The organism is Streptomyces bikiniensis, assembly GCF_000716625.1.
Lineage (GTDB): Bacteria > Actinomycetota > Actinomycetes > Streptomycetales > Streptomycetaceae > Streptomyces > Streptomyces bikiniensis.
On record NZ_JNXJ01000009.1, the window covers coordinates 145,840 to 166,682 of the forward strand.

Sequence of the window (20,843 nt, forward strand, 5' to 3'; positions counted from 1 at the left end):
AGGCATGGTCAGTACCAGCAGGTAACTTTACCTCGGCAAACATCGGAACCGTGCCATGGGTTCGGGGCCCCACAGGGTCGTCAACACTTCTCCACAGGACTCCCACTGACGAGGTGGTGGGCGGCCCGCCCGTCGAGCAGCAGCGGGACGAGCGCGCGCTGCGACTGCCGCAGCGGTACGAACGCCCCCGTGCCCTCCCGGCGCACGGTGACGCCGTGCAGGGCGAGTTCGTCGCCGGCCTCGGCGTACTGCGCGGCGTCCAGGCGGTAGCCGCAGGGCGGGTCGGCCAGGACCTCCTCCGGCTCCGGCGGGTCGTTGTCGGCGCCGCCGAGGAAGACCGGGCCCCGGTCGGCGAAGCCGGTGAGCCGGGCGCGGGCGGTGACCGCCGCCAGCGGGCCGCGCCGCTCGTCGAGGTGGGCGAACAGCCCCTTCAGGGCGGCGTGCTGGGTGGCGACCCGGCGCCGGTGGTTGAGGGCCGGGTCGTCCTCCTCGGCCCGGTCGAGCGCGTCCACCCGGGTCTCGACCAGCAGGCCGGCGGCGTGCTTGATGCCGACCGTGTTGCGCAGGATCCGCTCCTGGCCGTCGCCCGCGACCTGCCGGACCGGCTCGCCGGTGAGGGGGTCGGTCCAGATGCCGTAGATCCCGGTGGTGTACCCGGCGAGTCCGGCGGCGGGGCGGACGTACCTCTCGGAGAGCGTCCGGGACTCGTCGTGGACGTGCGGGTCGGCGTCGAGGCTGCGGGGCCAGAGCGCGAGCAGGTCCTTCTCGTAGTACCGGGGAGTGGCGCCGTACTCGTGCAGGTCGTAGACGAGGTGGGGGCGCCGGTCGCGGAGGAGGGCGGCGATCGCCCGCGCCTCGGCGGTCCGCAGGGCGATGTGGTCGCGGTTGACGTCGACGCCGTCGGCGTTGCCCCGGGTGTCCGCCTCCCGGCCGTCGGGGTTCGCGGTCGGGACGACCAGGACGGTGGTGCGGTCGAGGAGGCGGCGGGTCTCCGGGTCCCGGGCGAACGCGAGGTCGCGCACCGTGCTCAGACAGGCCTCGCGGCCGGCGGGCTCGTCGCCGTGCTGGCTGCACACGAGGAGCACGGTCGTGGCGCCGGGCCGGGTCGTGCCGAGGGCGGCGAGCCGGAGCGGGCGGCCCCGCGCGGTGGTGCCGATCTCGCGCAGCGACACCCGGTCGCCCACCCGGTCGACGGCCGCGAGGAAGTCCCGCTCCTCGGTCTCGGTGGTCCAGCGGGCGCCCCGGCTCGTCTCGAAGCCGGTGCGCGGCGGCGGCTGCGCGGGGGCGCTGCCGGCCGTCTCGGCGGGGACGGCGACGAGCGGCAGGGCGAGGGCGGCGGCGCCCGCCGCGAGGGCGAGCGCGCGCCGTGAACTCCGCCGCGCGGTACGGGTCTCCGGGGTACGGGTCTTCGCGGTACGGATCGTCATCGGGCGGCCCCCGTTCCGGGCAGGCGCGGACCGGCGACGGCGGCCGGCGGCGCGGAGACGCCCGGTTGCAGGAGCGCGGACGGCGGCCGGAGCGCGTGCGGCGGGGCGGAGAGGGCCGGGGCCGGTCCCGTGGTGGCCCGGGCGAAGGCGCCCGCGCCGCCGACCAGCGGCACCTCCGCCCGGGTGCGGACGAGGTCCAGGGTGAGGGTCGGGGTGGTCGACGGGGGGTCGAGCAGGTCCCGGTCGGTGCCGCCGACGATCAGGGCGAGCCGGTGGCCGGCCGGGACGACGTAGTCGGCGGCGGCGAGGTCCAGGGTGAGGGTGTACGTCCTGCCGGGGGTCAGCGGGCGCCCCTTCCGGGGGTCGGCCCAGGTGCCGAGGTCGGCCCAGCCCCGGCTGACGACCGTGTGCGCGACGTCGGCGGTGCGGGCCTCGGTCTCCTTGAAGCAGGCGCTGTCGCCGGGGGTGCTCGCGCCCCAGCAGGTGCGGTGGGCGAGGGTGGTGATGCCCTCCCCCGCCGCCGTGTAGTCGCGGATGGCGGCGGGGCCGAGGTCGACGAGGACGGCGGAGAGGTGGGCGGTGGCGGTGGTCGGGGTGGCGGTGACCGTCACCCGGGAGGAGCCGGCGATCCGCAGGTCGCGGGAGAGCGGGCGGGTGACGAACCCGGCCTTCTCGGGGGTCGCGGCGTCGATCCGGGCCGCCCAGTCCAGTTCCCCGAGGGACGGGTCGTCGGTGAAGGCGGCGGTGGAGCCGGGGGCGGCGGGGGTGCGGCCGAGGACGCCGGGGCCGGCGGCGGCGCCGGGTGCGGGGCGCAGGGCGGTGGTCGCGGTGCCGCGCGGCGGCCAGTGCCGGTCGGTGGTCCAGCGGTCCGGGGCGCGCTCGATGTCGGCGACGGGCTCGCGGTCGACGCCGTTGTCGTAGCCGAGGAGGTAGTGGTCGAACCAGCGGTGCAGGGTGCGGACCCAGTCGGCGCGCCGGAAGTCGAAGGGGTCGACGTGACCGGTCTGCGAGAGCCAGACCTTCCGCTCGACGCCGTGGGCGGCGAGGGCGTCCCACCACTTGCCGAACTGCCCGGCCCGCACGTTGAGGTCCTGCTGCCCGTGCACGGCGAAGACGCTGGCCCTCACCTTGTGGGCGTCCTTGACGTGGTCGCGCTCGCCCCAGGCCGCCGTCCAGTCGCCGCTGTAGGGGGTGGCGGCGGTGATCCGGTCCTGGACGGCGCCGCAGCGGACCCGCGCGTCGGGGCTGTTGACGTAGTCGGAGAGCCAGCTCGGGTTGGCGTCGTAGAGCGGGGCGCCCTGGGAGTGGAAGTAGTCGTACCAGGAGGAGATGGCGCCGATGGGGACGATCGTTTTCAGCCCTTCGACGCCGGTGGCGGCCACGCCGTTGGCGACGGTGCCGTCCCAGCTCTTGCCGATCATGCCGACGTTCCCGGTGCTCCAGCCGGTGGCGCGGGCCGGGGCCGTGCCGGTGCGGGTGGTGTAGCCGCGGGCGCGGCCGTTGAGCCAGTCGACGACGGCCTTGGCGGACCGCACGTCGGAACGTCCGCCGACGTCGTCGCAGCCGTCGGACCGGTTGGTGCCGGCGAGGTCGACGGCGACGAAGGCGTAGCCGCGCGGGACGAAGTAGTTGTCGTAGTAGAGCGGGAACTGAACGGGCTTCCCGTCCGCGTCGTACGTCTTCTTCTGGCTCTCGTTGCCGCGTCCGCAGCAGGCGTAGTACGGGCTGGCGTCCATGATGACCGGGATCTTCCGGCCGGCCGCGGCGGGTTCCCGGGGGCGGACGACGTCGACGGCGACCCGGTCGGCGCGTCCGTCGCCGTCGCCGTCGAGTCCGGTGTCCACCCAGACGGACTCGCGGACGGCGTCGGCGTACGAGTGGACGGGGCGCGACTCGCGCACGGCCCCGGCCGCGGGCGCGGCGGGGTCGGTCCGGGCGCCGGCCGGGGTGACGAGGGTCGCGAGCAGCGCGGCCGTGGCCGCCGCCACGAGGGTTCCGTACGGCGCTCGGGCTCCGCGGGTGATCCGCTTTCGCATCGGCATGGGCGGGAACGTACCCCGGTCAACTCCCGTGCAAAAGAGCGCCGGAGGGAATCGGGGTCCATTCGGGGGGATCCCGTGGGCGGAGGGGTTCGTGTCGGCCGAATGGCGATCGTGTGACAGGAGGTCCTCTGGACGTGACGGTCCGTCGGGGCTCTGAATAGGGTCGAGAGCAAGGACCGACGACCACCCGCGCGTCTTACGTTTCTTATGACTTGGGGAGCACCTGTGCACCGCAGAATCATCGTTCCGAGCGCCCTCGCGGCCTCCCTGATGCTGGCGATCCCGGCGTCGGCGGCCGACTTCGTCCCTGGGGCCCCGGGCATCGGCGACTCCTACTACCCCGCCAGCGGCAACGGCGGCTACGACGTCTCGCACTACGACCTGCGCCTGAAGTACGAGCCCGCCACGGACCTCCTGGAGGGCACGGCGACGATCGTCGCCACCACCAAGCAGAACCTGTCCCGGTTCAACCTCGACCTCGGACTGAAGGTCAGCGAGGTCCGGGTGAACGGCCGGATCGCGAAGTTCGCCGCCTCCGGCGCCCACGAGCTGGAGGTCACCCCGGCCGTCCCGCTGGAGAAGAACAAGGAGATCTCGGTGGTCGTCCGCTACGCGGGCAAGCCCTCCGAGTTCAAGATAGACGGCTGGTCGGCCTGGGCCCGCACCCCGGACGGCGGTGTCGCCGCCCAGGAGCCGGACTCGGCCGTGTGGTGGTTCCCGTCCAACGACCACCCGCTGGACAAGGCCACCTTCGACGTCTCGGTCTCGGTGCCGGCCGGTCACCAGGCCATCAGCAACGGCGTGCTGCAGTCGCAGTCCACGTCGCTGGGCCGGACCCGTTTCAACTGGCGCTCCGACAAGCCGCAGGCGACGTATCTGGCCACGCTCGCCGTCGGGAAGTTCGACATCACGACGGACCGCACGGCGAACGGCCTGCCGGTCCTCAACGCGTACAGCAAGGACCTGGGCGCCCACGCGGGCGCGGCGCGCGCCTCGATCGAGCGCACGACCGAGGTGGCGGAGTGGCTGGAGACGGTCTTCGGGCCGTACCCGTTCAACTCGCTCGGCGGTTACGTGCCCAATGTGACCAGCGGTTTCGCCCTGGAGACGCAGACCCGGCCGTTCTACAGCCCGCGGCAGTTCGCCAACGGCGCGAACGTGTCGGTGGTCGTCCACGAGCTGGCGCACCAGTGGTACGGCGACAGCGTGTCCGTCCGGGACTGGAAGGACATCTGGATCAACGAGGGCTTCGCCCGGTACAGCCAGTGGCTGTGGTCGGAGAAGGAGGGCGAGGGCACGGCGCAGGAGCTGGCGGACTACGTGTACGCCCTGCGGGGCGCGGACGACCCGTTCTGGACGGTGAAGCCGGGCGACCCGGGCCCGGAGAACCAGTTCCACGGCGCCGTCTACGACCGGGGCGCGCTGGCGCTCCATGCGCTGCGCAACGAGATCGGGGACGAGGACTTCTTCGCGGTCCTGAAGGGCTGGCCGAAGCAGTTCGCCTACGGCAACGCGCGGGTGGCCGACTTCGTACGGTACGCGGAGCGGGTCTCCGGCGAGCCGCTGGCCGAGCTGTTCGACACCTGGCTGTACGAGCCGTCGAAGCCGGCCGCTCCGGCGGCGGCCGCGGCGGGCCTGTCCGCCCCGGCGGCCGGGCGGCAGACGGCCCCGAAGGCGGGGGCGAAGGCCGCGAAGCCGGTGCAGCCGAAGTCGTGGAAGAAGATCGCGGCGACGAACACGGTCCACGACCACGAGCGCGGCCGTGGCCACGAGGGCCACGGCAGTCACTGAGCCGTACGGCGGGTCCCGGGAGGCCGTCCGTCAGCGCTTCGCGCGGCGGGCGGCCTTCCGCGCCTCCCTGGCGAGGGGCAGGTAGCGCAGCCGCTCGGGCAGGACGGGGACCACGGCCCGCAGCACCCGGCAGAGCCGGCGCAGGGTGCGCTCCTGCGCGTCCGTCCACTCCAGGCCGACGGCCTCGCGGGCGTCCGGGGGCATGAAGCCGGCGGTGAGGAAGGCGCGCAGCCGCAGGAAGGGGCGGCGCAGGAGGGGCCAGAGGAGGCGGAGGGCGAGCCGGACCGGCAGCGGGCCCCGGTCGGGCGCGGGGACGGGCAGGTCGGTGTCGAGGAGTTCCCGGACGACGACGGTGGCCTCCAGCTCCTCGGCGAGGACCTTGCGGTAGTACGGCCAGAACTCCTCGATCGTCTGCGGCATGTCCCGGTCGTGGATGCCGAGGACCCGGCCGACCTGGAGCCATTCGGCGTACAGCTGTCGTTCCTGGGCGCCGGTGAGGGGGCGGGCGAGCAGGCGGAGGCCGTGCCGGTAGACGGGGAAGCCGGTGGCGTGCACCCAGGAGTAGTAGGCGGGGGTGAGGGCGTGGTAGCGGCGTCCGTGGGCGTCGGTGCCCCGGATCGTACGGTGCAGCTCCCGGAGCCTGCGGCCCTCGCGGGCGGCTTCCTCGCCGCCGTAGACCCAGAGCTGGACCGAGCGCAGGGAGCGCTCGCCGCGGCCCCAGGGGTCGGTGCGGAAGACGGAGTGCTCGTCGACGCCGGCGCCGATCGCGGGGTGGGCGACCTGCATGGTGAGGGCGGCGGGCAGCATGAGGAGCGACCGGACGTCGCCGGCGACGCTCCACAGCACTCCGCCCACGGGCGGTGGCGCGGGGTCGGCCTGCTTCGCGCGTTCCACGGTGCTCCTCCTCTGCGGTCGTCCCCAGGGTGCACCCGTGGCGGGGTGCGCGGCGAGGGACATGACGAAGGGGCCGTCGCCCGGGCGACGGCCCCTTCCGGGTGTACAGGTCAGGCGCGGTCGGCGCCGACCGGCTCGCCGACGATGCGGCCGGCGAGGGCGTGGGCCCAGGCGTCGACGTCGGCGTTGAGCTCGCGCTCGGCGTTGGCGCGCTCCTCGGCGATCTTCGCGGTGCCGGCGGCGAGGATGGCGTCGCGCTCGGCGGAGCCCTCGGCGCGGGCGGCGGCGATGGCGGCGGAGCCCTCCTCGACGGCCTTGGAGCGGATGCGCGCGGCCTCGTGGCGGGCCTCGGCGAGCTCGGCCTCGTACTGCTCGCGGACGCGGGAGGCCTCGGCGCGCAGGTCGTCGGCGCGGTCGGTGCCGCCCTCGATGGCGTCCTCGCGCTCCTCGATCGTCCGCTTGATCTTCGGCAGGACGCCCTTCGCCAGGATGAGGAAGGTGATGCCGAACAACACCAGGCCGAGGATGAGCTCGGCCCAGACGGGGTTGAGCGGACCGAGGTCCATGTTGAAGATCTGCGAGTTCGCGAGGGTCATGCGCGCATTCTACCTGGAGCAAATGGGTGCAATGGAGACACCGGAGTGAGAGTTGGCACGCCCGTGCGGACGCGGCCAGATTCCGGGCACCCAGAGGCTACCGGAAGGTAACCGCGGCTGATTGTATGTGCGGCGCCAGCCCAATCCCCCACGCCTCCACGGGAGTTCACGTGACGTTCGCCGCGCTCCGCCGCGCCCCCGGCGCCGCCCTTTCCCTCGCGCTCGCCGCCGCCACCCTGGCGGCGACGGCCCCGGCCGCGTCCGCCGCGCCCGCCGAGGCCCCTCGCCTGAAGGTCCTCACCTACAACGCGTTCCTCTTCTCGAAGACGCTGTACCCGAACTGGGGGCAGGACCACCGGGCGAAGGCGATCCCCGCCGCGCCCTTCTTCCAGGGGCAGGACGTCGTCGTCCTCCAGGAGGCCTTCGACAACTCCGCCTCCGACGCCCTCAAGGCGAACGCGGCCGGGCAGTACCCGCACCAGACCCCGGTCGTGGGCCGGAGCAAGAGCGGCTGGGACGCCACCGGCGGCTCCTACTCCGCGACCACGCCCGAGGACGGCGGCGTGACGATCCTCAGCAAGTGGCCGATCGTCCGCAAGGAGCAGTACGTCTACAAGGACGCCTGCGGCGCCGACTGGTGGTCGAACAAGGGCTTCGCGTACGCCGTGCTCGACGTGAACGGCAGCCGGGTCCACGTCCTCGGCACCCACGCGCAGTCCACCGACCCGGGGTGCTCGGCGGGCGAGGCGGCGCAGATGCGCAGCCGCCAGTTCAAGGCGATCGACGCCTTCCTCGACGCGAAGAGGATCCCGGCGGGCGAGCAGGTGATCGTCGCGGGCGACATGAACGTCGACTCGCACACGCCCGAGTACGGCACGATGCTCGCCGACGCGGGCCTGGTGGGGGCCGACGCCCGCACCGGCCACCCGTACTCCTTCGACACCGACCTGAACTCGATCGCCTCCGAGCGCTACCCGGACGACCCGCGCGAGGACCTCGATTACGTCCTCTTCCGCGCCGGGAACGCGCGGCCGGCCGGCTGGACCAACCACGTGGTCCTGGAGAAGAGCGCCCCGTGGACGGTCGGCAGCTGGGGCACGAACTACACGTACACCAACCTTTCGGACCACTATCCGGTCACGGGCTTCTGACGGCCGGCCCGGGGGCCGCGGCTCAGTAGCCGCGGCCCCCGAAGAGGCTGTAGAGCCAGGCGCCGAGCACCGCGACGACACAGAGCATGACGAACCACGAGCCGGCGCTGGTGTGCCGCTCCTTCCGGGGGCGGCGGCCGGGGCGGGGGGCGCGGGCCTTCCGCCCCGGCTTCTCGCGCTTCCCGCCCTTCCCCGCGCGGTCCGGCGCGGGCGCCGGCTCGTCCATCGCGGCGACGTCGGCGAGCATCCGGCGGCAGACCGCCGCCAGCTCCGCCGTCCCGGCCGTCAGGTCCACGACCACCTCGGTGCGCGCCGGCGCCGTCGTGCCGCCGTCCAGTATCCGTCCGGCGCGCAGCAGCGCCCGGTCCTTGCCCCCGGTCGGGGCCAGGCTGATCCAGCGGCGCACGTGCTCGCCCCGGATCACCACCCCGCCGCCCCGCTCGCGGTAGACGGTGTGCTCCCGCCACAGGATCCCGGCCAATTCCCCCGCCGTGTCCCTGAGTTCCGCGTACATCGAATCCCCCCTGTCTCTCTGCCCCCGTCGCGCCGGCGGCCGACTCTAGCCCCCGCGCCCGAGGCCGCTCACCACACCCCGGCCCCGCGCCCCTTACGCGCCGAAGTCGTACACCGTGACCGGTATCCCCCGGTCCACGAGCCGCCGGAGGACCAGCGGCTCGACCCGGTCCCAGGAGCCGCCCGCGAGTCCGCAGCCGATCCGGGGCATGTACACGGAGGCACCCAGCTCGGCGGCCTTGTCCGCCAGCGTCCCGAGGGCCGTGTCGATCGCCTCGTACCGTACGGGGACGCCCGTGCTCCGTCCTGTGCGCATTCCCCGCTGCCCCACCAGGTTGGCCACCCAGACGTACGGCTCGACGCGGACGAACTGGACCGCGCCCAGGCCGAAGTCGTTCCCCGCCCGCTCCCGGTGCCACCGGCGGTAGGCGGCCTCCGGCTCGGGCCAGCGGCGGGAGAGGGCCAGGACGAAGCCCTTGCCCCAGCCGCCGAGGTCGTTGCAGACATGGGCGATGATCTTGACGCCCTCGCCCTGCGGGGAGGTGGCGTCCCCCCGGACGTGGGCCATCCCGTTCGCACTCCCGTTCATGACGATCACGCTACGGGTGGCCACTGACAATCGCGCCGGTCTTTTACAGCGGTGGTGAGACAGCAATACTGTTCCAGCGGTCCGGACACGCGGGCCGACGGCTGGGGAAGCGAGGCGGCTCGGATGGACGTCGAGAGCGACGTGGAGCGCGGACCGCGCTACACCGTCGACGAGCTGGCCGCGCGGGCCGGGGTCACGGTGCGGACCGTGCGGTTCTACGGGACCCGGGGGCTCCTGCCGCCGCCCGTCATCGGGGCCCGGCGGGTGGGGCACTACGGGCCGGAGCACCTCTCCCGGCTCGCGCTCATCGAGGAGCTCCAGCGGCAGGGCATGACGCTCGCCGCGATCGAACGGTACCTGGAGCAGCTGCCGCCCGACCTCAGCGCGCGGGACCTGGCGGTCCACCGGGCCCTGGTGGCCTCCTGGGCGCCCGAGTCCGCCGAGTCGATCACCCTGCGGGACCTGGAGCGGCGGGCCGGGCGGGCGCTGACCGGGCGGGACGTCGACCGGCTCGCCGCGATGGGGGTCCTGGAGCGGACCGACGACGCCGACACGTACCGGCTCGACGGCTCGCTGCTGCGGCTCGGCGTGGAGATGCTGGACGTGCCCATCGAGCACGAGACGATCCTGGCCTCCCGGACCGTGCTCCTGGAGCACGCGCGGGCCGCCGCCCAGGAGCTCGCCCGGCTCTTCCGGGAGGAGGTGTGGAACCCGTACCGGGAGAGCGGCGAGGACCCGGACCACCTGAGAGCGATGAGGTCGCTCTCGGCCCACATGCAGCCGATGGTGATCCAGGCCCTCGTCACGGCCTTCCAGCGCTCGCTCAGCGAGGAGCTGAGGACGGCGTTCCGCGGTCCGTGACCGGTCAGGCGTCGGTGAAGACCTCGCCCCGCTCCGCCTTCTCCACCAGGAGGGCCGGCGGGGCGAAGCGCTCGCCGTACGTCTCCGCCAGCTCGCGGGCGCGGGCCGTGAAGCCGGCGACGCCGCCTTCGTAGCCGTTGATGTACTGGAGGATGCCGCCGCTCCAGGCCGGGAAGCCGATGCCCATGATGGAGCCGATGTTGGCGTCGGCGACCGAGGTCAGGACGCCCTCCTCCAGGAGGCGGACGGTGTCGATGGCCTCGGAGAACAGCATCCGCTCCTGCATGTCGCGGAAGGGGATCTCGTACCCCGGCTTGGTGAAGTGCTCGCGCAGGCCGGTCCAGAGCTTGCCGCGCTTGCCGTTCTCGTCGTACTCGTAGAAGCCGGCGCCGCCGCTGCGGCCGGGGCGCCCGAACTCGTCGACCATGCGGTCGATCACGGCCTCGCCCGGGTGGGTCGCCCAGACGCCGCCGGCCTCCTCGATCGCCCGCTTGGTCTCGTTGCGGATCTTGCGCGGCAGGGTCAGGGTCAGCTCGTCCATCAGGGAGAGGATCTTCGCCGGGTAGCCGGCCTGCGCCGCCGCCTGCTCGACGGAGGCGGGCTCGATGCCCTCGCCGACCATGGCGACGCCCTCGTTGAGGAACTGGCCGATCACCCGCGAGGTGAAGAAGCCGCGCGAGTCGTTGACGACGATCGGGGTCTTGTTGATCTGCCGGACCAGGTCGAAGGCGCGGGCCAGGGCCTCGTCGCTCGTCCGCTCGCCCTTGATGATCTCCACGAGCGGCATCTTGTCGACGGGCGAGAAGAAGTGCAGGCCGATGAAGTCGGCCTGGCGCTCCACGCCCTCGGCGAGGACGGTGATCGGCAGGGTGGAGGTGTTGGAGCAGAGCAGCGCGTCGGGCTCCACGACGGACTGGATCTCCTGGAACACCTTGTGCTTGAGGGCGGTGTCCTCGAAGACGGCCTCGACGACCGCGTCGCAGCCCGCGAGGTCGGCGACCTCGGCGGTGGGGGTGATGCGGGCGAGGAGGGCGTCGGCCTTCTCCTGGGTGGTGCGGCCGCGCGAGACGGCCTTGGCGCACAGCTTCTCGGAGTACGCCTTGCCCTTGGCCGCGGACTCGGCGGAGACGTCCTTGAGGACGACCTCGATGCCGGCGCGGGCGCAGGAGTAGGCGATGCCGGCGCCCATCATGCCGGCGCCGAGGACGGCGACCTTGCGGACCTGGCGGGGCTCGACGCCCTTGGGGCGGCTGGCGCCGGAGTTGACGGCCTGGAGGTCGAAGAAGAACGCCTGGATCATGTTCTTCGCCGTCTGGCCGGTGACCAGCTCGGTGAAGTAGCGGGACTCGATGACGGAGGCGGTCTCGAAGTCGACCTGGGAGCCCTCGACGGCGGCGGCCATGATGGCGGCGGGCGCCGGGTAGGGGGCGCCGTTCAGCTGCTTGCGCAGGTTGGCCGGGAAGGCCGGCAGGTTGGCGGCGAACTTCGGGTGCGCGGGGGTGCCGCCGGGGATCTTGTGGCCGGGCAGGTCCCAGGGCTGGTGCGACTCGGGGTGGGTGTCGATGAAGGCGACGGCCTTCGCGAGCATCTCCTCGGGGGTGGCCGCCAGCTCGTGCACCAGGCCGTTGTCCAGGGCCCGCCTGGGGTTGTACTGGGTGCCCTGGAGCAGCACCTTGAGGAGGGCGTCGGTGATGCCCATCAGGCGCACGGTGCGGGTGACGCCGCCGCCGCCCGGCAGCAGGCCGAGGGTGACCTCGGGCAGGCCGATCTTGGAGCCGGAGGCGTCGAGGGCGATCCGGTGGTGGGAGGCGAGGGCGATCTCGTAGCCGCCGCCGAGCGCGGCGCCGTTGATCGCGGCCACGACCGGCTTGCCGATGGTCTCGATGCGGCGCAGGGCCTTCTTCATCTCCAGGGCGCCCTCGAAGATGTCCCGGGCGTGCTCGGGGCCCGCCTGGATCATGTCCTTGAGGTCGCCGCCGGCGAAGAAGGTCTTCTTCGCGGAGGTGTAGACGATGCCCCGGATGGAGTCCTTCTCGGCCTCCACGCGGTCGGCGATCGCGATGATGGAGGCCCGGAAGGCCTGGTTCATGGTGTTGGCGGACTGGTTCGGGTCGTCCAGGACGAGGGTGACGATCCCGGTCTCGTCCTGCTCCCAGCGGATGGTGGTGCTCTCGCTCATGACTGATGCTTCTCCGTAAGAAGGGGTTCGGACGGGACGGTCAGACGCGCTCGACGACGGTGGCGATGCCCATGCCGCCGCCCACGCACAGGGTGGCCATGCCGTAGCGCTTGTCCTGGCGCTCCAGCTCGTCCACGAGGGTGCCCAGGATCATCGCGCCGGTGGCGCCGAGCGGGTGGCCGAGCGCGATGGCGCCGCCGTTGACGTTGACCTTGTCCAGCGAGGTGCCCATGTCCTTGACGAAGCGCAGGACGACGGCGGCGAAGGCCTCGTTGATCTCGACCAGGTCGATGTCGTCCATGGTCAGACCGGCCTTGGCCAGGGCCTTGCGGGCGGCCGGGGCCGGGCCGGTGAGCATGATGGTCGGCTCGGAGCCGGAGACGGCCACCGAGACGATCCGGGCGCGCGGCGTCAGGCCGTACCGCTCGCCGACCTCCTTCGAGCCGACGGCGACGAGGGCGGCGCCGTCCACGATGCCGGAGGAGTTGCCCGCGTGGTGGACGTGGTCGATCTCCTCGATCCAGTGGTACTTCTGCAGCGCGACCGCGTCGAAGCCGCCCAGCTCCCCGATGTCCGCGAAGGAGGGCTTCAGCTTCGCCAGGGAGTCGGCGGTGGTGCCGGGGCGCAGGAACTCGTCGTGGTCGAGGACGGTGAGGCCCGCGCGGTCCTTGACGGGGATGACGGAGCGGGCGAACCGGCCGTCCTTCCAGGCCTCGGCGGCGCGCTCCTGGGAGAGGGCCGCGTACTCGTCCACGTCGCGGCGGGAGAAGCCCTCGATGGTGGCGATGAGGTCGGCGCCGATGCCCTGGGGGACAAAGTTGGTCTCCAGGTTGGTCATCGGGTCGGCGAACCAGGCGCCGCCGTCGGAGCCCATCGGCACGCGGGACATGGACTCCACGCCGCCGGCCAGGACGAGGTCCTCCCAGCCGGAGCGGACCTTCATGGCCGCCATGTTGACCGCTTCGAGGCCGGAGGCGCAGAAGCGGTTCTCCTGGACGCCGGCGACGGTGTCGGGGAGCCCGGCGGCGATGGCGGAGATGCGGGCGATGTCGGAGCCCTGGTCGCCGACCGGGCCGACGACGCCGAGGACGATGTCGTCGATGGCGGCCGGGTCGAGGCCGGGGTTGCGGCTCTGGATCTCCTTGATCAGGCCGACGACCAGGTCGATCGGCTTGGTGCCGTGCAGGGAGCCGGTGGCCTTGCCACGACCGCGCGGGGTGCGGATCGCGTCGTACACGTACGCTTCGGTGCTCACGGGAAGCCTTTCGCGATGAGGGTGGGAGGGGTTGCGCCGGGGGTGTCGCGGGGGCGGAGGTCAGCCGAGGAGGGAACGGCCGATGATCTCCTTCATGATCTCGGTGGTGCCGCCGTAGATGGTCTGGATGCGGCCGTCGGTGTAGGCCCTGGCGACCGGGAATTCAGTCATGTAGCCGTATCCGCCGTGCAGTTGCAGGCAGCGGTCGGCGACCTTCTTCTGGAGTTCGGTCGCCCACCACTTGGCCATCGAGGCGTCCACGGCGTCCAGCGCGCCGTTCGCGTGCTCCTCGATGCAGCGGTCCAGGAAGGCCCGGGTGACGGCGCACTCGGTGGCCATCTCCGCGATCTCGAAGCGGACGTGCTGGAGCCGGGAGAGCGGGCGGCCGAAGGCCTCGCGCTCCTTGACGTAGGTGGTGGTGATCTCCAGGAGGTGTTCGGCGGCGGCAATGCCGGCGACGGCGATGGCCATCCGCTCCTGGGCGAGGTTGGTCATCAGGTGGATGAAGGCGCCGTTGAGCTCGCCGAGCAGGTTCTCCTTGGGGACGCGGACGTCGTGGAAGAACAGCTCCGCGGTGTCCTGGGACTTCTGGCCGATCTTGTCGAGGTTGCGGCCGCGCTCGAAGCCCTCCGCGCCCCGCTCCACGACGAGGAGGGAGAGGCCGTGGGCGCCGCCCTCGGGGGTGGTGCGGGCGACGACGACGACCAGGTCGGCCAGGATGCCGTTGGAGATGAAGGTCTTGGAGCCGTTGAGGACCCAGTGGTCGCCGCGGTCCTCGGCGGTGGTGCGGATGCCCTGGAGGTCGGAGCCCGCGCCCGGCTCGGTCATGGCGATGGCGGTGATGGTCTCGCCGGAGCAGAAGCCGGGCAGCCAGCGCCGCTTCTGCTCGTCGGTGGCGAGGGAGGTGAGGTACGGGCCGATGATGTCGTTGTGCAGGCCGAGGGCGAGGCCGGGGGTGCCGGCCCGGGTGAACTCCTCGGCGAGGACGGCTCCGTAGCGGAAGTCGGGGTTGCCGCCGCCCCCGTACTCCTCGTCCACGGCGATGCCGAGCAGGCCCTGCCGCCCGGCGGCGAGCCAGGCCTCGCGGGAGACGATGCCGTCCTTCTCCCACTGCTCGTAGTGGGGCAGCACCTCCTTCTCCAGGAAGGTGCGCACGACCGCCCGGAAGGCTTCGTGGTCCTCGGTGTAGATGCGGCGCTTCATGCGGAAGTCTCCTGGGGGTGCAGGGAGGGTACGGCCCAGTCGCGGGCGACCTCGGCGGTGTCGGCACCGGGCAGGGCGGGGCCCGTGCGCAGGGTGCCGGGGGTGGCGGAGAAACGGGGTGCGGGGGCCGGCTGGACCTGCCCGCCGTGCTCGGCGAAGGTGCCGCGGGCGGCGAGGTGGGGGTGGGACGGGGCCTCGTCCAGGGAGAGGACGGGGGCCACGCAGGCGTCGGACCCGTCGAAGACGTCGGTCCACTCCTGCCGGGTGCGGCCCAGGAACGCCTTGGCGACGGCCTCGCGCAGCTCGGGCCAGCGGGCGAGGTCGTAGCGGCCGGCGGCGGCCTCCTCGCCGATCCCGAGGAGGCGGACGAACTCGGCGTAGAACTGCTCCTCCAGGGCGCCGACCGCCATGTGGCCGCCGTCGGAGGTCGCGTACACCCCGTAGAAGGGGCAGCCGCCGTCGAGCAGGTTGGTGCCGCGCCGGTCCTGCCAGCTCCCGGCGGCCAGCATGCCCCGGATCATGGTGGTGAGGTGGGCGGTGCCGTCGACGATCGCGGCGTCCACGACCTGGCCCTCGCCGTGGGAGCGGGCGTGCTGGAGGGCGGCGAGGACGCCGATGACCAGGTAGAGGGAGCCGCCGGCGTAGTCCCCGAGCAGGTTGGCGGGGATCGCCGGCGGTCCTTCGGGGTCCGGGCCGATCATGCCGAGGGCGCCGGTGATCGCGATGTAGCCGATGTCGTGCCCGGCGGTCGGGGCGAGCGGTCCGTCCTGGCCCCAGCCGGTCATCCGGCCGTAGACCAGGCGCGGGTTGCGGGCGAGGCAGGTGTCCGGGCCGACGCCGAGGCGTTCGGCGACGCCGGGCCGGTAGCCCTCGATCAGGACGTCCGCGCGCTCGACCAGGTCGAGGACGGTGGCGGGGCCGTCGGCCGCCTTGAGGTCCACGAGCACCGAGCGCTTGTTGCGGTTGGTGAGGTCGCGGGCGGGGTCGATGCCGAGGCCGGGGCCGCCGGGCCGGTCGACCCGTACGACGTCCGCGCCGAGGTCGGCGAGGAGCATGGCGGCGAAGGGGCCGGGGCCGATGCCGGCCAGTTCCACCACGCGGACCCCGGTCAGGGGGCCGTTGCGGGCGGTGTGCGTCGTGCTCATCGAACCCCCGGGAGTGTGTGACACCAATGATGTAACACCAGAGATGCTAGGAACGTGTTCCACTCGGCACAAGCCCCCCGGCCGAGCAAGCGCTTGGAAAATTCGGAGGGACCCCTTCGCCCGAGGGCTCGGGAGATCCGGAGGGGGTCTTCCGCTATCCTCCGCCGACGACGACCGCGCACGGCGGCGCGGTCCGGCCGAAGCGAGGGGCTGCATGGACATAGGGGCGGACGTGGCGGACGAGGCCGGGGCGGACCCGGAGCGCGGGGGCAGGCCGTACGACGTGGTCCTCTTCGGGGCCACCGGGTTCGTGGGCGAGCTGACCGCGGAGTACCTGGCCGGGCACGCCCCCGCCGGGTGCCGCTGGGCGCTCGCGGGGCGCAGCCTCGGCAGACTGGAGGCGCTGCGGGACCGGCTGGCCTCGGGCCGGCCGCACCTGGCCGGCCTCCCGCTGGTCGTGGCGGACTCCGCCGACCCGGACTCGCTGCGCGAACTGGCCGCGTCCGCGCGGGTGGTGGCGACGACGGTCGGGCCCTACGTCTGGTACGGCGAGGGGCTCGTCGCCGCCTGCGCGGAGGCCGGCACGGACTATCTGGACCTGACGGGCGAGGCCGAGTTCGTGGACCTCGTGTACGTACGGCACGACGCGCGCGCCCGGGAGACCGGCGCCCGGATCGTGCACGCCTGCGGCTTCGACTCGATCCCGCACGACCTGGGCGTGCACTTCACCGTGGGGCAGCTCCCGGAGGGCGTGCCGCTGCGGGTGGACGGTTTCGTACGGGCCGGGGCCGCGTTCTCCGGCGGCACCTTCGCCTCCGCGCTGACCGCGCTCGGCCGGGGCCGGGAGGTCCTGCGGGCCGCGCGCGAACGACGCCTGCACGAGCCCCGGTTGGTGGGCCGCCGGTCGCGGGCCCCGCTCGGCGGTCCCCGGTTCAGCCGGGAGACGGGCACGTGGGCGCTGCCGCTGCCGACGCTCGACCCGCAGGTCGTGGCGCGCTCGGCGGCGGCCCTCGACCGGTACGGACCGGACTTCCGCTACCGGCACTACGCCTCCGTGAAGACGCTCCCGATGGCGCTCGGCGGCGCCGCCGCCGTCGGCGCGGGCGTGGCGGCGGCCCAACTCCCGCCCGTACGCGGCTGGCTGATGGAGCGTTACAGCGCCGGGGAGGGCCCGTCGGCCGAGCGGCGCGCCCGCAGCTGGTTCTCCGTGCGGTTCGTGGGCGAGGGCGGCGGGCGGCGGGTCTTCACCGAGGTGTCGGGCGGTGACCCGGGCTACGACGAGACGGCCAAGATGCTCGCCGAGTCTGCCCTCTGCCTCGCCTTCGACCCGCTGCCGAAGACCGCCGGGCAGGTGACGACGGCGGTCGCGATGGGTGACGCCCTCACCGCCCGCCTGCGCGAGGCGGGCATCCGCTTCCGGGTGGCGCACCGGGGGTAGGGCCCGGATCGGGGCCGTGCGGTCCTCAGGGCCGTACGAGGCGGAAGGGATGGCCGGCCGGGTCCGCGTAGACGCGTCGGGCCGGGTCGCCTCCCCCGTCGTCCAGCGGTACGGCTCCGAGGGCGAGGACGGCCTCGTCGGCGGCGGCCAGGTCGTCGACCCGCACGTCGAAGTGGAACTGCTGCTCGGGCGCGCCCCAGGCGGGCGACCGGTGGCCGGGGACGCTCTGGAAGGCGAGGACCGGGCCGCAGTCGCCGCGCAGCACGACGCAGCCCTCGCCGGCGGTCCACCGGGGGTCGGGCGCGTCGACCACACCGCCAACCAACCGCTGGTAGAACAGGGCGAGTTCGTACGCGTCGGGGCAGTCGAGGACGACGCACCGCAGCCGCCCGATCATGCGCGGCCCCCGGTGGCGGCGGGGGTCGGGTTCGGGTCGCGCCGGGCGGAACGCGGCGGAACGGAGAGGGGAGGCGTCATGCCTCCACTCTGCCGGGCGGTCCCGGGAACCGGTATCCGTACGCGTACTCAGAGGGAGTCGGGCGTTCCGGAAGGACTCGGGCGGTCCCCGAGCGCCTCCGCGAGGGCGCGGCGGCAGAGGGAGTCGGCGCGGCGGGTGGTCTCCGGGAGGCGGTAGCGCGGGGTGAGGTGGAGGGTGTGGGCGCAGGCGCCCGCGAGGGAGACCCGGTGTCCGACGGAGACGAAGACCGGCTTGACCCCGGCCCGGGTGCGGACCGCCCGGCCCACCTCCTCCCCGCACGCGAGCAGCGGGGACGTGTCGCCGCGCGCGGGCCCCGGCTCCTCGTACGCGAAGGCGAAGGGGTTCTTGGCGACGCCGACGGACGGGCGCCCGGTGAGCACGCCGAGGTGGCAGGCGAGGCCGAAGCGGCGGGGGTGGGCGAGGCCGTAGCCGTCGCAGACCAGGAGGCCGGGGTCGGCGGTCAGGGCGCCGAGCGCGGCGAGCACGGTCGGGATCTCCCGGAAGGCGAGCAGGCCGGGGACGTACGGGAAGGAGACCCGGCCGACCGCCGTCGCCTCCTCCACCACCTCCAGGGTCCGCGCGTCGAGCACGACGGCCGCGGCGGCGACGAGATCCCGCTCGTCGTCGTAGGCCACGTCGAGCCCCGTGACGTGCCCCTCGCCGACCACCGGCCCCTCCTCGTCCCGTACCAGCCGCTCCCTCAGTTCCCGCTGGACGGCGAGGGCGGCGGCCTCGTCGGCGGGCCAGCCCGCCGGAATCTCGATGATCGTCATGATGCGGGCCAGCCTACGGCCGACCGGGCCTCCGTTCCGAGGGGCGGAACGGAGGCCCGGGGCCGGGGAGGCGGCCGGTAGCCTGGCGATCATGTTCGTACTGGAATTGACCTACACCGCCCCCGTCGAGCGGGTGGACGCCCTGCTCGACGCGCACGTCGAGTGGCTCGACGCGCAGTACGCCGCCGGCGTGTTCCTCGCGTCCGGCCGGAAGAACCCCCGGGACGGCGGGGTGATCCTGGCCGCCGGGGTCGACCGCGCGGAGATCGAGCGGATCGCGGCGGCCGACCCGTTCAGCGCCGAGGGCGTGTGCGCGTACCGGATCACGGAGTTCTACGCGACCAAGACGGTCGACGGGATCGCGGCGTACCGGGAGCGGCTGCCCTCCTAGGAGGTGTCCCGCCGGGCGGTCACGCGTCGGCGAGGAGCGGGTCGTAGGGGGTGGTGCGGCGGCGTCCGGACATGAAGGACAGGAAGTCGTTGACGAACGCGCCGCGGCCGTAGGTGCCGCCCGCGTCGACGGCGTCGCGGTGGAAGGCGGTCCGGAACAGGGCCCGTAGAGCCTGGTCTCCTCGGGTTCGTCGAGGTCGAGGCGGGTGGAGAGCTCGCGTGCCATGGCGGCGAGGTCGGGCCAGTCCAGGTACCCGTCCCCCGTCTGGTCGAGGACCTCGGTGAAGAACTCCCGCGCGCCGCGCTCCGTCCCGCCACCCGGGTCGGGCTCCGGTTCGGGGGACAGCGGGGCGATGAGCCGGATGAGGGCGCCGGCCCGTTTCATCCGGTCGCGCAGGGCGCCGACCGTCCGCGCGCGGGGGTCGTCGCCGTCGGGGGAGAGCGTGAGCAGTCCGAGGACGTCCTCGGCCCTGAGCCAGCCCTCGGGCAGGAACCGGGCCAGGCCGGCGACGAGGTAGGTGCCCTGCATGACGGTCTGCGCCCCCGCGAGTTCGGGCAGGCCGGCGCGTCGGCGGAACGGTTCCGGCAGGGAGGCCACGGTGATCGCTCCGACGACCGGCCCGGCGACGGTCCGGCCGGTCGCCCACAGGGCGGGAAAGCCGCTCAGCACGGGCGGCGCGGGGAGGTGGTCGAAGAGCTTGTAGAGGATGATGCGCATCGCCTCGGTGTTCTCCAGGTCCTCGGCGACCACCCGGTCGTAGTAGGGCCAGAACTCGTCGAGGGTGCCCGGCAGGTGGCCCTCGTCTTCTCCCAGGGCGACGTGGAAGGCCTGGAACTCGGCGTACAGCCGCTCCATGGTCCTCTGTTCGAGAGGTTGTCCGCTGAGCCGGCACATGGTGACGGTGCTCTCGAACAGGGTCGCCACCACCCAGGCGCGCGCGTCGGGGTCCATGGCGTCGTAGGGCCGGTCGTGCGGGTCGGTGCCGCGCAGCCGTGCGTGCAGCCGGTTGAGGCGCGCCGCCTCCCTCTGCCGGGTGTGGTCGTCGGTCCCGAACATGCGCTGCAGGCTGGTGAGGGTGTTGCGGAGGCGTCGCCAGGGATGGGCGACGAAGGTGGAGCTGTCGATCAGTGCGGCGCCCACCTGCGGGTGCGCGGCCTCCAGTACGGTGGCCCGGATCATGGCCAGGGCCCAGCGCGGGTCGTTGAAGAACCCGTGGAACTGCGAGCCGGGCCCGAACAGGGGCTCCTCTCCGGCGTCGCCGTTCCCGCCGCGGTGACCGCCGGCACCGGTGGTCGTCGTGGAGTGGTGACCGTCTGCGGTCGTCATGATTCGGGTTCTCCGTTCCGGGACGGCGGCACGGCGCCGAAGCGGCGTTCGCGCTGCCGGTAGGCGTGCAGGCACCGGAGGAAGTCCGGTGCGCGGAAGTCGGGCCACAGCACCGAGGGGAAGACCCACTCGGCATAGGCGACCTGCCAGAGCATGAAGTTGGAGATGCGCTGTTCGCCGGAAGTGCGGATGACCAGGTCCACGTCCGGGGTGTCGGAGAAGGGCAGATGCGCGGCGAAGCTCTCCTCGGTCACGGATCCGGCCGGCACGCCGCTGCGGATCAGCGACCGGGCCGCCTCGACGATGTCCTTGCGGCCGCCGTGGTCGAAGGCGACGGTCAGCGTCATCTGCCGGTTCCGGCCGGTCAGCGTCATCAGGTCGGCGATGTCCCGGGCCAGGCCGGGAGGGATGCGGGGGTCGGTCATGCCGAGGAAGCGGCAGCGGATGCCCCGCGCGTGCAGCAGCGGGGCGTGCTTGCGCACCACCCGGCGCACCAGGTGCATCAGGAACTCGATCTCGGTGTCCGGACGGCGCCAGTTCTCGGTGGAGAACGCGAACAGGCTCAGCCAGCCCACCCCGGCCGAGCGTGCCGCCTCGATGACGTCGATCACCGTCGTCTCCGCGGCGCGGTGGCCCGCCGTGCGCGGCAGGGACCGCCGCGCCGCCCACCGGCCGTTCCCGTCCATCACGCACGCGACGTGACGCGGCACCTCGCCCCGCGCCCCGGACGACCCGGCGCCCCGGGGAGCGGCGAGAGGGAAGGAAGACCCCTCGTTCGTGGACTGTCCTGT

The 20,843-nt window shown here is 73.4% G+C and carries 18 protein-coding genes and 1 pseudogene; 5 read left to right on the forward strand and 14 right to left on the reverse strand.

Annotated features, from left to right (window positions below):
• Positions 1-80 precede the first annotated feature (80 nt).
• The gene (locus OO47_RS09595; RefSeq protein WP_051716116.1) at positions 81-1,427 is read right to left on the reverse strand and encodes a M14 family metallopeptidase; all 1,347 of its coding nucleotides are present in this window, start codon (positions 1,425-1,427) and stop codon (positions 81-83) included.
• Positions 1,424-3,469: a Xaa-Pro dipeptidyl-peptidase gene (locus tag OO47_RS09600; RefSeq protein ID WP_051736386.1), complete on the reverse strand. Its 2,046-nt coding sequence runs from the start codon at positions 3,467-3,469 to the stop codon at positions 1,424-1,426. The genes OO47_RS09595 and OO47_RS09600 overlap by 4 nt, the downstream gene beginning before the upstream one ends.
• A gap of 225 nt (positions 3,470-3,694) precedes the next feature.
• Between OO47_RS09600 and OO47_RS09605 the strand changes: the two genes are divergently transcribed.
• Positions 3,695-5,260: a M1 family metallopeptidase gene (locus OO47_RS09605; RefSeq protein WP_030215640.1), complete on the forward strand. Its 1,566-nt coding sequence runs from the start codon at positions 3,695-3,697 to the stop codon at positions 5,258-5,260.
• A 30-nt stretch (positions 5,261-5,290) separates the two neighbouring features.
• On the opposite strand, the gene OO47_RS09610 is transcribed toward OO47_RS09605, so the two are convergent.
• Both OO47_RS09610 and OO47_RS09615 read right to left on the reverse strand, forming a co-directional pair.
• Positions 5,291-6,154 (reverse strand): oxygenase MpaB family protein, encoded by an 864-nt coding sequence (locus OO47_RS09610; RefSeq protein WP_030215643.1) that lies wholly within the window; start codon positions 6,152-6,154, stop codon positions 5,291-5,293.
• Positions 6,155-6,264: 110 nt separating this feature from the next.
• Entirely contained in the window at positions 6,265-6,750 is a 486-nt protein-coding gene (locus OO47_RS09615) for a F0F1 ATP synthase subunit B family protein (RefSeq protein WP_030215645.1), read from the reverse strand.
• Positions 6,751-6,875: 125 nt separating this feature from the next.
• Here OO47_RS09615 and sph point away from each other — a divergent pair, with 125 nt between their 5' ends.
• Complete coding sequence (gene sph / locus OO47_RS09620) at positions 6,876-7,901, forward strand: sphingomyelin phosphodiesterase (RefSeq protein WP_051716117.1); 1,026 nt, start codon at positions 6,876-6,878, stop codon at positions 7,899-7,901.
• Positions 7,902-7,923: 22 nt separating this feature from the next.
• Here sph and OO47_RS09625 read toward each other — a convergent pair whose 3' ends face one another.
• Entirely contained in the window at positions 7,924-8,415 is a 492-nt protein-coding gene (locus tag OO47_RS09625; protein WP_030215651.1) for a hypothetical protein, read from the reverse strand.
• Positions 8,416-8,508: 93 nt separating this feature from the next.
• A complete protein-coding gene (locus OO47_RS09630) occupies positions 8,509-9,003 on the reverse strand; it encodes a macro domain-containing protein (protein ID WP_030215654.1) in 495 nt (164 codons plus the stop codon).
• A gap of 123 nt (positions 9,004-9,126) precedes the next feature.
• On the opposite strand from OO47_RS09630, the gene OO47_RS09635 reads away from it, so the two are divergent.
• Complete coding sequence (locus tag OO47_RS09635; protein WP_030215662.1) at positions 9,127-9,864, forward strand: MerR family transcriptional regulator; 738 nt, start codon at positions 9,127-9,129, stop codon at positions 9,862-9,864.
• Between the two features lie 4 nt (positions 9,865-9,868).
• Here OO47_RS09635 and OO47_RS09640 read toward each other — a convergent pair whose 3' ends face one another.
• From OO47_RS09640 to OO47_RS09655, 4 genes are read right to left on the reverse strand one after another with little or no spacing between them, the layout of a single operon-like run.
• The gene (locus tag OO47_RS09640; protein ID WP_030215664.1) at positions 9,869-12,043 is read right to left on the reverse strand and encodes a 3-hydroxyacyl-CoA dehydrogenase NAD-binding domain-containing protein; all 2,175 of its coding nucleotides are present in this window, start codon (positions 12,041-12,043) and stop codon (positions 9,869-9,871) included.
• Positions 12,044-12,083: 40 nt separating this feature from the next.
• Positions 12,084-13,298, reverse strand: a complete 1,215-nt coding sequence (locus OO47_RS09645) for an acetyl-CoA C-acetyltransferase (protein ID WP_030215666.1) — start codon at positions 13,296-13,298, stop codon at positions 12,084-12,086.
• Between the two features lie 60 nt (positions 13,299-13,358).
• A complete protein-coding gene (locus OO47_RS09650; protein WP_030215668.1) occupies positions 13,359-14,501 on the reverse strand; it encodes an acyl-CoA dehydrogenase family protein in 1,143 nt (380 codons plus the stop codon).
• The gene (locus OO47_RS09655) at positions 14,498-15,646 is read right to left on the reverse strand and encodes a CaiB/BaiF CoA transferase family protein (protein WP_030215671.1); all 1,149 of its coding nucleotides are present in this window, start codon (positions 15,644-15,646) and stop codon (positions 14,498-14,500) included. The genes OO47_RS09650 and OO47_RS09655 overlap by 4 nt, the downstream gene beginning before the upstream one ends.
• A 214-nt stretch (positions 15,647-15,860) precedes the next feature.
• On the opposite strand from OO47_RS09655, the gene OO47_RS09660 reads away from it, so the two are divergent.
• Entirely contained in the window at positions 15,861-17,084 is a 1,224-nt protein-coding gene (locus OO47_RS09660) for a saccharopine dehydrogenase family protein (RefSeq protein ID WP_051716118.1), read from the forward strand.
• Positions 17,085-17,109: 25 nt separating this feature from the next.
• On the opposite strand, the gene OO47_RS09665 is transcribed toward OO47_RS09660, so the two are convergent.
• Positions 17,110-17,481 carry a VOC family protein gene (locus OO47_RS09665; protein WP_030215681.1) on the reverse strand — a complete coding sequence of 124 codons (372 nt, stop codon included), beginning with the start codon at positions 17,479-17,481 and terminating at the stop codon, positions 17,110-17,112.
• Between the two features lie 128 nt (positions 17,482-17,609).
• A complete protein-coding gene (locus tag OO47_RS09670) occupies positions 17,610-18,335 on the reverse strand; it encodes an endonuclease V (protein ID WP_030215682.1) in 726 nt (241 codons plus the stop codon).
• Between the two features lie 91 nt (positions 18,336-18,426).
• On the opposite strand from OO47_RS09670, the gene OO47_RS09675 reads away from it, so the two are divergent.
• Positions 18,427-18,726: a YciI family protein gene (locus OO47_RS09675; protein WP_030215684.1), complete on the forward strand. Its 300-nt coding sequence runs from the start codon at positions 18,427-18,429 to the stop codon at positions 18,724-18,726.
• A gap of 19 nt (positions 18,727-18,745) precedes the next feature.
• Here OO47_RS09675 and OO47_RS33295 read toward each other — a convergent pair.
• Positions 18,746-20,052 (reverse strand): annotated as a pseudogene (locus OO47_RS33295) (oxygenase MpaB family protein).
• A complete protein-coding gene (gene uppS / locus OO47_RS09685) occupies positions 20,049-20,762 on the reverse strand; it encodes a polyprenyl diphosphate synthase (RefSeq protein ID WP_267883685.1) in 714 nt (237 codons plus the stop codon). The pseudogene OO47_RS33295 and the gene uppS overlap by 4 nt, the downstream one beginning before the upstream one ends.
• Positions 20,763-20,843 lie beyond the last annotated feature (81 nt).